We start from the raw sequence: 12,200 nt of genomic DNA, 5'->3' as shown, positions 1-12,200 counted from the left end.
TGACGGGGAGGCCGGCGTTGGCAGAGAGCGTGGACCGCGACGCCAACCGTGCGCTGCGGGCGCGGTTCGACGAGGTGTACGGGCAGTACCAGCGGCTGCGGTCCGGTCTGGACGAACTGCAGGCCCGGGTCACCGAGCTGCGGATCACCCGGCGGTCCGACGACGGGCAGGTCACCGCGACCGTCGGCGCTCGGGGCGAGCTGATCTCGGTGGAGCTGAGCCCGACGGTCTACCGCGACCGGGACGCGGCCGGGTTGGGCCGGAAGATCACCGAAACCGTGCATCGGGCCAGCACCGCCGCCGTGGCGGCCACCCAGGAACTGGTGGCCGGCTACCTGCCCGCCGGCTCCGGGTCGCTCGACTTCGTGCGTACCGGTGACTTCGGGGCGCTGCTCGGCCGGGCGGACGCCGCGCTGCGTGGGGAGCGGTGATGGCCGGCCAGCTCTGGCTCGACCCGTGGCGGGCCCGGCGCGGCGGCGCCGACCTGTCGCACGCGGGCGAGGCGGTGACCGCGCGCCGGGAGCAGCTCGGCGGGGCGATCGCGGCGGCCAGCGCGCAACGACCCTGGGGCCGCGACGACCTCGGGGCCGCGTTCGAGCAGCGGTACCGCGGGTTCGAGGACACGGTGCTGCGCGCCTGGGCGGGCGTCGGGCGGCAGCTGACCGGGCTCGGTGCCGACGTGGTCGCCTCCGTCGAGGCCAACCTCGCGGCCGACGCGGCCGCCGCCGGCCGGCTGGGCCGACCGCACCAGCGCTGACCCGTTCTGCCGACGCCGTCCTGGAGAGCCGGATGAGTCTGTTGCCGAGCCCCGTCCCGCACCCGCTCGACTACTCGCCCTGGGAACTGCCCGGCTGGGTCTACGAGGCGCTCGACTGGGTGGTCGGGGTGGAGTGGCCGGAGGGGAACGAGCAGGCGGTCTGGGACCTGGCCGACCAGTGGTACGCGGTGGCCGCCGCCCTCGCCGGGCCGCGGGCCGACGCGATCGCCGCCGCGACCGAGGTACGCGACGGGTACGGCGGCGTCGGTGCCGTCGCGGCCGCGTTCGACACCGCCTGGCGGCGGGTGGCCGAGGGGGACGAGGCCCCGCTGCCGGTGCTGCTGGCGATCAGCGCGGACCTGGGCCGGCTGGTCGAGGAGTGCGGCTGCGACATCGAGGCCGCCAAGCTCGAGGTCTGGATCGAGCTGGGCATCCTGGTGGTCGAGCTGCTCTCGCTGGCCGTCGCCACCGTGCTCACCGCCGGTGCGGCCTCGCCCGCCGCCGGAGCGGCGATCACCGCCAGCCGGCTGATCGTGCAGCGGATCTTCCAGCGGTTGATGGGGCAACTGGCCCGCAAGTCGCTGCGGCACGGGCTCAAAGAGGCCGGCGAGCGGGCCGCCAAGGAGGTCGCCCGGGACGGTGCCCGAGGGCTGGCCCGGCGCGCCGCGCTCGGCGGGCTCGCCGAGGCGGGGGAGGAGGCCGGGGTCAACCTCGCCACCCAGGCGTACCAGAACTCGACCGGCCGCCGGCACGGCCTGGACGTCGCCGACCTGGGCACCTCCGCGGTCGGCGGTCTGGCCGGCGGGGCGGTGGCGCCGCTGGCCGGGCTGGGCCGGCACGCCAGCGGGCGCGGGGCGCAGGTCGGTGAGCACGTGACCCGGGAGATGGCCGGTGAGGTGCTGGCCGAGCAGGCCGCCAGCCTGGCCACCGGCCAGGGCCCGACCTCGCTGGAGGACGCCGCCCGCGCCGCTGTCTCGGGGGCGCGCGGCTCGCTCACCGGGCAGGCGGACGCGGCGCTGCGGAGCCGGCTGGACGGTCAGCTGAGCGCCCTGGCCGGCGTGTCGGGTCAGGGGATCGGTGACCTGCCCAGCCCTGCGGTCCAGCTCGGCGCCGAGCCCTCGGCGTCCGGCGGCGAACCGGTGGCGTCGGCGGGTTCGGCGGGTTCGGCGGGTTCGGCGGCGTCGGCGGGTTCGGTGGTGCCGGCGGGTTCGGCGGTGCCGGCCGGCTCGGCGGTGCCGGTGGCTCCGGTGGCGGAGGGGGTGGTGCCGGCTCAGCGGGGCGCGCCGGGCGTCGAGACCCTCTCCGCGCCGACGGCGGCGGCAGAGGCATCGCGGGCGGGCGATCCGGAGCGCCAGCCGGCCGACCTCGCCAACTCCGGGGATCGGAGCCTCCCGACGGCCGGGACGCCAGGCGGCGGGCCTGGTACGCCGACACCCATCGGGACCTCCGCTGACGGTTCCGGCGCGTCCGCGTCCAGCCCGACACTGTCCATCGTAGACAGCGCTCCGTCCGCTCTCCGTCCGACGTTGCCCGCGGAGGCTGGCGCTCCGATCCCCGCCAGTTCGGCCCTGCCAGCGGCCGGGGCGCTGATCGGCGGCTCAGTGCCGCCGGTTGCCGACGCCGCGATCGGCGCCGGCGTCCCGGCGACCGGCGGCAGCACGGCTGGCGGTCCGGCGTCCACCACGCCGGGCGGTGAGGCGGGCCCGCCTCTGCCGCCGCGCGCCGGGGCCGCTGCCACCGCACATCCGGCGGCCGGCAGCGTCGACCCGAGACCGGCGCCGTCGGCGCGGTTTCCGCTGCTCGACGCGCTCGCACCGGTGCGACCGCCGACGCGCGCCGGAGCGACCGCACCGGAGCGTGGCGGTCCGCCCCCGCCGGCTCCCGCCAACCGGTACGCCGAGCGGTGGGCCATCGATCGGGACGCGTTCGAACGCCGCCGGTATCGCGGCTACTACGAATCCCAGCGGGCCTGGTTCGAGGAGAACCGCCGGCGGGACGAGGCGGCGCGGTTGCGGGCCCGGGCGGAGGAGCACCACCAACAGGCGCGGGACTACACCATCCATGCCCGGCGGCTGAACCGCGCGGGTCAGCCGTACCTGGCCGGCACGTGGCAGCGTTACGCCGACGACGAGACCCGGGCGTACGGCGAGTGCCAGGACCTCGCGGACGAGGTGTTGGCCGGCACCGCCGTACCGTCGGTGGTGGGCGTGCACGACCCGTCGGACTTCCGGCGGATCAACGACGACGTCGGTGACCTCGCCGTGGGGGCGGTCGAGACGGCCGACCGGTCGGCCCTCACCGGCGACGAGGACCCGCCGCCGATCGACCGGTCCCGCAGGTACGGCCGGCCGGGCGGGTTGCGCCCGCCGTTGGCGTTGCACCAGACCGACGTCGAGCGGCGGATGCCCCGGGAGCCCGACGGCAGCGTGACCCGCACCGCCGATCCGCGGCGGGGCGACTGGTTCCGGCTGCTGAACGACGGCGGTCCGGCCGCCGACCCGACCCGCGGCATCAACTGCCTCGACTGCACGCTGTCCCTCTTCGACACCTGGATGCACGGCCGGCCCCGGGTGTCGGCTCCCCGTACCTTCGACGCCTATCAGGCGGGCGACGTCACCCGGCCGCTGGACGGCGAACGCGACGGCGTCGGCCGGATCGAGGACGTCACCGGCGGCCGGTTCCAGCGGCTCTGCCAGCCGGGCAGCGCGATGACGGCCGGCGAGCGGCGGCAGGCCATGGAGATCGGCTACCGGAACCTCCACGACCAGCTGCTCCTCGGCGGCCACGGCAGCTTCGCCTTCGTCATCAACAGCTGGGAGCAGGGCGGATCCCACATCTGGGTGACCCTCAACCAGCACGGGACGGTGCTCTACCTCGACCCGCAGACCGGCCGGATCGCCGACCAACCGCTGTACCGTCACTCGGGTGCGCCGCATCCGCGTAACGCGGTGGACGCCGACATCCTCGTCCTCGGTCCCGACGGCCGGCCGATGCCGATGGCCGGGTTGCGTCGCGGACGGTTCAGCGCCCGGCCCGACCTGCCGGAATACCCGCCGGCCGTGGACGATGAGGGCTACGGCGAGCCGTACGTCAACCGCATGCACCTCCTGGACGGCCCCGGCTCGGTTCCGGCGGGCGATGGGCGGCACGACGCATCGGATCATGGAGGGTCTGACCCCGGGGACGGGCAGTTTCCGCTGTCAGCCGCGGAGCGGGCGGCACTGAGCACCGTACGAGATCGGGCAGTCGCTGAGGCGGACGACGTCGAGGCCGCCCTCGGCATGGTCGGTCTACGGGTGACGGAAGATCTTCAGTTGCCTTCGCCTGTCCAACTGACGGATCAGGAGTTCCGCATCAAGAGCTTCGAGTCGCTGGCGCGTAAGTATCTCGACGAAGCGCAGATTGTCGGAGTGCCGGTCGAGGACTTCGTCCGGGAGGTGAACGACGTCCTCAGGTTTTCGTTCTCAATGCCCTCTGGGGAGCGGTACCGCGATGCTGTAGTTGCTCTGCTGGATCGGTTGACGCGGCTGGGTTTCCGGGTCGAGGAGTGCAAGAACTTCCGGAAGCTGGGGAACCGTTTCTACGGCTTCAACTGCACGCTGACCTCGCCGGGTGGTTTCACCTTCGAGCTCCAGCTACACACCGAGGCTTCCAGAGACGTCTGGCTTCGAACTCATCGCGCCTACGAGGTTCTCCGATGCACCGCGGAACCCCCCGAGCGGCGGGTCCGGGCCTTCCTGCAGATGCTGGCCGCCAACCGAAGCAGCGGTATCCCGGGTGAGATGCCACCTGACCTGCATGAACAGTTTCCGGCCAAGGACGCCAGCTTCGCTAAGTGGATCTTGGCCAATGGGACCTTGTGGCGGGAGTATCTCCGTTACCTCGACGCGCGGAGACGAACCTTCGGGAAGATCGTTGCCGAGTACCGGTTGACGTCTGAGGACTTCCCGATAGCGCGGGAGCTCGCGATGAAGCTGGAGAGAAGTGATGTTGACCTACTACGTCGTCTACCGGACTGAGGCGAAGACCGAGCCCGCTGGCATCTTCGTGATGGACGTGGCCACGGGCGCCGCCGTTCTATGGAACCACCGCAGCCGAGGCTGGTCCTACGATCCGGCCTTGGTGGTGCGGTTCCTGGACGATCCCCGCAATGTCGACCGGTACGAGGCCGTCGACCGGGTCACGCTCCAAGGCCTGACGGAAACCGTGACGGGTTCTCCCCTCCCAGACGAGCGTGCTCTCAAGACGATGTTGGAGGAGGGGCAGGGATCTCACCACGCCCCGTAGTACCGACAGTCGAAACCTGGTTGCGGGCGCGCCCTGGCTTGGTCAGGGTCGCTGGCATGGCTGACTCGCCCGCCGCTCAGGACAGCGAAACCCGCGCTGCCGACCGGCCCGCCCAGAACTTCGCCTGGTCGAACATGTTCGTGCACCCCGACGACGACCCGCGCTCTGAGGGCGGCTTCGACGACGAGCGCACGATCCTCGTGCAGTACCTGCGTGACCAGCGCCTGACGCTGGAACTCAAGTGCGCCGGCCTGGACGCCGAGGCGCTGGCCCGGCGGGCCGTACCGCCGTCGACGCTGTCGCTGCTCGGCCTGGTCCGGCATCTGGCCGAGGTGGAGCGGGGTTGGTTCCGGCGGGTGATGGCCGGCGAAGACGCGCCGAAGATCTACGGCTCCGACACCGACCGGGACCTGGACTTCAACGGCGCGGCGGCCGACCCCGACGTGGTCGCCGAGGCGTGGCGGAACTGGCGGGCCGAGGTGGAGTACGCCGAGCGGCTGGTCGCCGAGGCGCCCGACCTCGGCGTCAAGGGCCGCCAGCGGGACGGCCGGGAAATCTCGCTCCGTGAGCTGCTGGTGCACATGATCGAGGAGTACGCCCGGCACAACGGTCACGCCGACCTGCTCCGCGAGCTGATCGACGGCCGGGTCGGTCAGTAGTGACGACAGCCGACCGGCGACAAGCGAGCGCCGAGGACCGGCTCGGGCTGGCGCAGGCGCTCTACGAGCGAGCCGTGTTCGGTGGCGACGCCGCCGCGCTGGCCGAGGCCGACCGGCACCTGACCGGGATCGAGGCGGATCTCGCCCTGGCCCGGGGCCGCATCCTGCACGCACGCTTTCTCGACGACCGGGTGGAGGATCCGCGCGAGCTGGTGCTCTTCGAGCGGGCGGCCGAGCTGTTCCAGCAGTTGGGGGACGACCGCGGCGCGGGCGAGGCGTTGTTCTGGATCGGCACGGTCCACCAGGTCGTCCGCCAGGACGAGGGTGCCGCCGCACCGGCCTTCGCCCGGGCGCGGGAACTGGCGTCGCGGGCGGGCGACCAACTGACGATGTCGTACGTGCTGCGTCACCTGGCCTTCATCGAGCAGGGCGCCGGCCGGCTCGACGCGGCCCGGCAACTGTTGACCGAGTCGACGCGACTGCGGCGGGAACTGGGGTTCACCGCGGGCGTCGCGGCGAACCTGATCGGTTTGGCGTATCTCGCGGGCGAACAGGGCCGCTCGGACGAGGCGGAGCGGTTGCTCGACGAGGCGGCGGAGCTTGCGGCAGGCAGCGAGGCGTACGGCGTCGCGCGCTGGGTGGACCAGGCCCGGGCCACCCTGTCCGGCTGACCGGCCTGGGATGGGCAGGACGCCCCGGTTGCCGCCGCCAGCGAGGGGCGCCGTTGGCATCGACGAAGCTCCGACGGCCGGACCGCAATACGCTCAGGCGATGGCGCAGGAGGACGAGGGGCCGAAGCCAGCGGAGTGGCCGCAATCGGACGGAGCACCGGATCCGGCGGACTCGCCGAAGCCGACCGGACCCATGGACCCGGCGAAGCCGGCCGGACCCACCGACCCGGCGGATCCGCCGAAGCCGGCCGGACCATCGGACCCGACCGAGCCGCCTCGGCCTGACGGGTCGCCGACGCTGGACGGCTCGCCGACGCAGAGTGGGACGCCGACGCCGATGTCGGCCGAGCCGCCGACGCTGGCCGAGCCGCCGACGCTGGCCGAGCCGCCGACGCTGGCCGAGCCGCCGCGAGACGGGCCGCCGAAGCTGGACGGACCGTCGACGCAGAGTGGGCAGCCGTCGCGGGGCGGGTCGAACGCCTGGGCCTGGCCGGTCGGGATGCTGCTCGGGTTGGTGATCGGCCTGGTGGCGCTGGGCGGTGCCGGCGGTGTCGCGTTTGGCATCGGGATCGGGATCGCCTTCGCGCTCGCGTTCGGCGCCGCCTCCCGCCCTCGCGGCGACGCGCAGGGGCCGGACAAGACCTCATGACGGGCCGTCGGGGTGGTGATCGACACGAGATCCCGGATATGGCGGTGTCCGACCAGCCGGGATACCGCAATATCCGGGAACCGGAGTCGATCACCCCGCCCACCCCGCCCACCCCGCCGGACGGGGCCAGCGCGCCGGGAAGTGTGGCGAAGGCGGTGGCCGTACAAGATCGGCTGCGGCCGCTGGTGGACCTGGTCGGGCCGGGGCCGGCCGTGCCCGCGACGGTGGCCGGCCTCGATGTCGCGTACGCCGAGAGCGGTGACCGGCTCGCGGCGGCCGTCACGGTGCTGGACGCCCGGACCCTCGTGGTGGTGGAGAGCGCGGTCAGCGTCGGCCGGCCCGCGTTCCGGTACGTGCCGGGGCTGTTCGCGTTCCGCGAGCTGCCGGCCCTGCTCGACGCGCTGGACCGGCTGACCACCCGCCCGGAACTGCTGGTCTGCGACGGGCACGGGCTGGCCCACCCGCGCCGGTTCGGGCTTGCCTGCCACCTGGGCGTGGTGACCGACCTGCCGGCGATCGGAGTGGGCAAGACGCCACTGGTCGGCGACTGGAGGCCGCCGGCGGACGTCCGGGGTGCCTGGTCGCCGCTGCGCGACGGCGGCGAGGTCGTCGGGCGGGTGCTGCGGACCCGGGCCGGGGTGAAGCCCGTCTTCGTCAGCGTCGGCCACCGGATGAGCCTCGACAACGCCACCACCCAGGTGCTGGCTCTCACCCCGCGCTTCCGGCTGCCGGAGACCACCCGAGCCGCCGACCGGCTCTGCCGCGACGCGCTGGCCGCCGCTGCGTCGTCGTGACGTTCCTGCCGTGAGGCCCTCGCCGCCCCGTCGCCGTGGCGTCTTCAGCGGCAGCGCCCGACGCCGACGAACTGACATCGGCCGGACTGTCGGCGGCACCTCCCGCGGCAAGTGCGTCAGTCTCGCAGGTGGTGGGTAATACGGCACACATCTGGGGCGCTCTATGACCAGGGGCCGTCAGCCCCCGGTAGTAGCCTGACCGACGGTCCCCCGCTCGGGGGAGGAACGGCGAGGTGATCATGGCGGTGCGTCGGCACGCGGTGCGGCTGGCGACGATCGGCGCGTTGCTGGGCGGCCTGGTGGCGCTCGGTGGGTCGCCGGCGCTGGCCGACGACCAGGTCCGGGTGCGCTCGGCGGGCAGCTTCACCGCGGGTGGGTCCGCCGAGGGCGTCGCGGTCGAGGTGCGCCGGCGCACCGACGGCTGCGTGCTGCTGCGTACCGCGCTCGGGCTGCGCCTCGCCGGCGTCCGCGCCGACCAGGCTCGGGTGCAGGTGAGCTACAACGGCCAGTGGTTCCCGGTGCCGCTGGGCGGCGGCGGGGGCAGCGTGGCGAGCACGACCACCTCGCCGCCGAACCCGCGGCTGTGCAAGGGCAAGAGCATCACCGTGCGCTACCGGGTGTCGTTCACCGCCGCCGCGCCGAGCGGACGGCTCACGGTCACGGCCGAGGCGACGAACGCCATGGGCCAGGTGCTGGGCCGTGGGTCGGACGCCTCCCGGGTGGTCGGCGGGCGCGCCTCCGCCTCGCCGACGCCGTCGAAGAAGCCGTCGCCCACGCCGAGCGCCGTGCCCACCGAGGAGGCCGCCGAGGACGTCACCCCCGTGGCGGCGCTCGCCAACCCGGCCGGGAACACCTCGAACGCGGCCGAGGAGTCCTCGGGCCTCGGCTCCGTGGTGATGTTCTTCGGCATCGCCATGGTGGCCGTCGGGATCCTGCTCATCGTGCTGCTGTTCCGCCGCTCCCGCGCCGACAAGGAGCCGATCGACGCCGTGCCGCCGGGCCCGCTGCCCGGCAACCCGGGCGGCACCACCTACCGCTCCGGGCAGGGCCCGGCCGCCGCCGGGGTCCGGCCCGGCCAGGTGTACGGCCAGCAGCCGCCGACCACCGGCGCGGTGTACGGCGGCCCGCCCGCCCCGCGTCCCACCGGTGGCGTCTACGGCGGACGCCCGACCCCCGAGGCGACCCAGGTGATGCCCGGCCGACACGCCGCCCCCACCCCGCCGGTCTCCGGCCCACCGACCCCGCCCGTCTCCGGCCCGCCGGCAGACAGTTGGCAGCCGACCCCGCCGGTCTCCGGCCCGCCGACCCCGCCCGTCTCCGGTCCGCCCGCTCCGCCGCGCGCCGACTGGCCGGAGCAGCCCGCGCCCCGGCAGCCCGGGGCGTCGCCGGCCGCACCGACCTCGGCGCCACCCGGGCAGCCGGGCAACCCGCCGGAGGGCGACGGCGGCGGCGACCACACCGTCTTCATGCCCCGGCTACCCGGCTGAGCCGGGCGGCGCGGCGACCCTCCGATACGCTCAGGCCGTCGATGACGAGCGGCCGAGGAGTGGAACCGGTGTCTGATCTGTCCCAGATCGTGAAGGCTTACGACGTCCGCGGGACGGTGCCTGACCAGTGGGACGAGCGTGTCGCCGAGGCGCTCGGGGCGGCCTTCACCCAGGTGCTCAACGGCTCCGGGGAGCCGGGCGAGGCGGTCCTCATCGCGCACGACATGCGCGCTACCGGGCCCGGCCTGGCCGCCGCCTTCGCCGCCGGCGTACGCGCCGAGGGGCGCACGGTCATCGAGCTGGGGCTGGCCTCCACCGACATGCTCTACTACGCCTCCGGCTCGCTGAACCTGCCGGGCGCGATGTTCACCGCCAGCCACAACCCGGCGCAGTACAACGGGATCAAGATGTGCCGCTCCGGCGCCCGCCCGATCGGGCAGGACAGTGGGCTGGCCGAGATCCGCGACCGGGCCCAGGCGCGGCTCGACGAGGGCGGGTCCGCCCCGGCGGGCGAACCGGCCGCCCCGGCCGAACGCCGCGACCTGCTCCCGGACTACGCGGCGTACCTGCGCAAGTTGGTCGACCTCGCCAGCATCCGGCCGCTGAAGGTGGTGGTCGACGCCGGCAACGGGATGGGCGGTTACACCGTGCCGACGGTGCTCGGCGACGCCGCGCTGCCGGCGCTGCCGCTGGAGATCGTGCCGCTCTACTTCGAACTCGACGGCACCTTCCCCAACCACGAGGCCAACCCGCTGGACCCGGCCAATCTGGTCGACCTGCAGCGGGCCGTGGTCGAGCACGGCGCGGAGATCGGGCTCGCCTTCGACGGCGACGCCGACCGCTGCTTCGTGGTGGACGAGCGCGGCGAGCCGGTCTCGCCGTCGGCGATCACCGCCCTGGTCGCGGCCCGCGAACTGGCCAAGCACCCCGGCTCCACGGTGATCCACAACCTGATCACCTCCAACGCGGTGCCGGAGATCATCCGGGAGCACGGCGGTGAGCCGGTGGTGGCCCGGGTCGGCCACTCCTTCATCAAGGCCGAGATGGCCCGCACCAACGCCATCTTCGGCGGGGAGCACTCGGCGCACTACTACTTCCGGGACTTCTGGTTCGCCGACACCGGCATGCTGGCCGCGATGCACACGCTCGCCGCGCTCGGCGAGCAGTCGCAGCCGCTCTCCGTGCTGGCCAGCGAGTACGAGCGGTACGTCGCCTCGGGCGAGATCAACTCCACGGTGCGCGACCAGGCGGCGAAGGTCGCCGAGGTGCGGGCCGCCTACCCGGAGGCGGAGGCCGACGAGCTGGACGGGCTCACCCTGCGCTTCCCGGACGGCGCCTGGTTTAACCTGCGCGCCTCCAACACCGAGCCGCTGCTGCGGCTGAACGTCGAGGCCCCCACCATGGAGCGGATGATGGCCCTCCGTGACGAGGTGCTCGACCGGGTTCGCCGATAAGATCGCCTGCGCCGGTCGGCACCGCCGCCCGCTGACGCCGCATACGTGGAAGGAGCCGCGCCGTGGCCCTGGACCCGCAGTTGCTGGAAATCCTCGCCTGCCCGGACACGCACCACGCCCCGCTCGACTACGACGCGCAGGCGCAGACGCTGACCTGCACCGAGTGCGGCCGGATCTTCGAGGTCCGCGACGACGTGCCGGTGCTGCTGCTCGACGAGGCGCGCGGCCCCGCGGAGCAGCCGTGATCGACGGTACGGCCGGGGTCAGCGGCCGGCGTGACGCCGACGAGGCACTGCTCGACGACCCGGAGGCGCTCGCCGAGCGCGACCCGGGCGGCATGCTGCGGCACACCGCGTCCGCCGGGGCGCAGGTTCGCGAGTCCGCGGCCCTGGCAGCCGAGGCGAACCTCCAGGTGCTCGCCGACGAGGGTCGGCCGCGGGCGGTCGTGATCGCCGGCATCGGCACCGCCGGTCGTACCGGTGACGTGCTGGCCACGGTCGCCGGGCCGCGCTGCCCGGTGCCGGTCATCCCGCACCGCAGCGCCGGCGTGCCCGGCTGGGTGGGCGCCGCCGACGTGGTGATCGCGGTCAGCGCATCCGGCCGCAGCCCCGAGGCGCTCGGCGCCGCCGAGGCCGCGCACCGCCGGGGCGCCCGGCTGGTCGCGGTCGGCGCGCCGGACTCGGAGTTGCAGTCGGTGGCCGAGCGGGCCCGCGCCCCGTTCATTCCGGTGCCGCGCCGCGCGCCGGCCCGGGCCAGCCTCTGGGCGCTGACCGTGCCGGTCCTGCTGGCCGCCCGTACGCTCGGTCTCGTCAAGGTCAACGAGGCGGACCTGGCGGAGACCGCGGCCCGGCTGGACGCGGACGCCGACCGGTGCCGGCCCACCGCGGAGTCCTTCGTCAACCCGGCGAAGTCGCTCGCGCTCGGCCTGGCCGGCTCGATCCCGATCGTCTGGGGGTCGTCGCCGCTGGCCACCGTCGCGGCCCGCCGGTTCGGCGACACGCTCTCCGCGAACGCCCGCTACCCGGTGGTCAGCGGGGCCCTGGGCGAGGCCGGCCGGGGACGGGTCGGCCTGCTCGACGGCGTCTTCGGCGGGCTGGTCGAGGGGGAGCGGGACATCTTCGCCGACCCCGACGAGAGCGCCGGCGGGACCACCCGGCTGCGGTTGGTGCTGTTGCGCGACGGCGGCCTCAACCCCGAGGACGACGCCGACGAACCGCTCGCCGTCGAGGAGCGCCGCGCGGATGCGGTGCAGACCCTCGCCGAGCGGCGGGGGGTGCGCTGCGACGTGGTGACCGCCGAGGGCGGCTCGGCGCTGGAGCGGCTCGCGTCCCTGATCGCGGTGCCGGACTTCGCGTCGATCTACCTCGCGCTCGCGCACGGACTGGACCCGATGGCGGTGCCCGCCATCACCGAGATGAAGGAGCTGGCAAACCAGTGAGCGA

12 protein-coding genes are annotated in these 12,200 nt (G+C 74.3%); all 12 read left to right on the top strand.

The window, feature by feature from the left end:
- The first annotated feature begins 17 nt into the window (after positions 1 to 17).
- Positions 18 to 431, top strand: coding sequence for a YbaB/EbfC family nucleoid-associated protein (locus GA0070609_RS24140; RefSeq protein ID WP_088995895.1), 414 nt, complete (start codon positions 18 to 20; stop codon positions 429 to 431).
- Positions 431 to 757 carry a hypothetical protein gene (locus tag GA0070609_RS24135; RefSeq protein ID WP_231928406.1) on the top strand — a complete coding sequence of 109 codons (327 nt, stop codon included), beginning with the start codon at positions 431 to 433 and terminating at the stop codon, positions 755 to 757. The genes GA0070609_RS24140 and GA0070609_RS24135 overlap by 1 nt, the downstream gene beginning before the upstream one ends.
- A gap of 32 nt (positions 758 to 789) precedes the next feature.
- The gene (locus GA0070609_RS24130) at positions 790 to 4,776 is read left to right on the top strand and encodes a toxin glutamine deamidase domain-containing protein (RefSeq protein WP_088995893.1); all 3,987 of its coding nucleotides are present in this window, start codon (positions 790 to 792) and stop codon (positions 4,774 to 4,776) included.
- Positions 4,745 to 5,044: a hypothetical protein gene (locus GA0070609_RS24125; protein ID WP_157748290.1), complete on the top strand. Its 300-nt coding sequence runs from the start codon at positions 4,745 to 4,747 to the stop codon at positions 5,042 to 5,044. The genes GA0070609_RS24130 and GA0070609_RS24125 overlap by 32 nt, the downstream gene beginning before the upstream one ends.
- A 56-nt stretch (positions 5,045 to 5,100) precedes the next feature.
- On the top strand, positions 5,101 to 5,703 hold the full coding sequence (locus GA0070609_RS24120) for a DinB family protein (protein ID WP_197700184.1): 603 nt from the start codon (positions 5,101 to 5,103) through the stop codon (positions 5,701 to 5,703).
- The gene (locus GA0070609_RS24115) at positions 5,703 to 6,374 is read left to right on the top strand and encodes a tetratricopeptide repeat protein (protein WP_231928405.1); all 672 of its coding nucleotides are present in this window, start codon (positions 5,703 to 5,705) and stop codon (positions 6,372 to 6,374) included. Before GA0070609_RS24120 ends, GA0070609_RS24115 begins: the two co-directional genes overlap by 1 nt.
- Before the next feature lie 337 nt (positions 6,375 to 6,711).
- Positions 6,712 to 7,023, top strand: coding sequence for a hypothetical protein (locus tag GA0070609_RS24110; protein ID WP_157748289.1), 312 nt, complete (start codon positions 6,712 to 6,714; stop codon positions 7,021 to 7,023).
- A gap of 143 nt (positions 7,024 to 7,166) precedes the next feature.
- Positions 7,167 to 7,817, top strand: a complete 651-nt coding sequence (nfi, locus tag GA0070609_RS24105; protein ID WP_231928917.1) for a deoxyribonuclease V — start codon at positions 7,167 to 7,169, stop codon at positions 7,815 to 7,817.
- Positions 7,818 to 8,056: 239 nt separating this feature from the next.
- Positions 8,057 to 9,304, top strand: coding sequence for a hypothetical protein (locus tag GA0070609_RS24100; RefSeq protein WP_408630676.1), 1,248 nt, complete (start codon positions 8,057 to 8,059; stop codon positions 9,302 to 9,304).
- Between the two features lie 68 nt (positions 9,305 to 9,372).
- The gene (locus GA0070609_RS24095; RefSeq protein ID WP_088997936.1) at positions 9,373 to 10,758 is read left to right on the top strand and encodes a phosphomannomutase/phosphoglucomutase; all 1,386 of its coding nucleotides are present in this window, start codon (positions 9,373 to 9,375) and stop codon (positions 10,756 to 10,758) included.
- 62 nt (positions 10,759 to 10,820) lie between these two features.
- A complete protein-coding gene (locus GA0070609_RS24090) occupies positions 10,821 to 11,003 on the top strand; it encodes a Trm112 family protein (RefSeq protein ID WP_088995888.1) in 183 nt (60 codons plus the stop codon).
- A complete protein-coding gene (locus tag GA0070609_RS24085) occupies positions 11,000 to 12,196 on the top strand; it encodes an SIS domain-containing protein (RefSeq protein WP_088995887.1) in 1,197 nt (398 codons plus the stop codon). Before GA0070609_RS24090 ends, GA0070609_RS24085 begins: the two co-directional genes overlap by 4 nt.
- Positions 12,197 to 12,200: the final 4 nt, after the last annotated feature.

The sequence above is a fragment of the Micromonospora echinaurantiaca genome (genome assembly GCF_900090235.1).
In the GTDB taxonomy this organism is placed as follows: Bacteria; Actinomycetota; Actinomycetes; order Mycobacteriales; family Micromonosporaceae; genus Micromonospora; species Micromonospora echinaurantiaca.
Note: the sequence above shows the minus strand (reverse complement) of the source record. Positions and strands in the feature narration are given on the sequence as shown.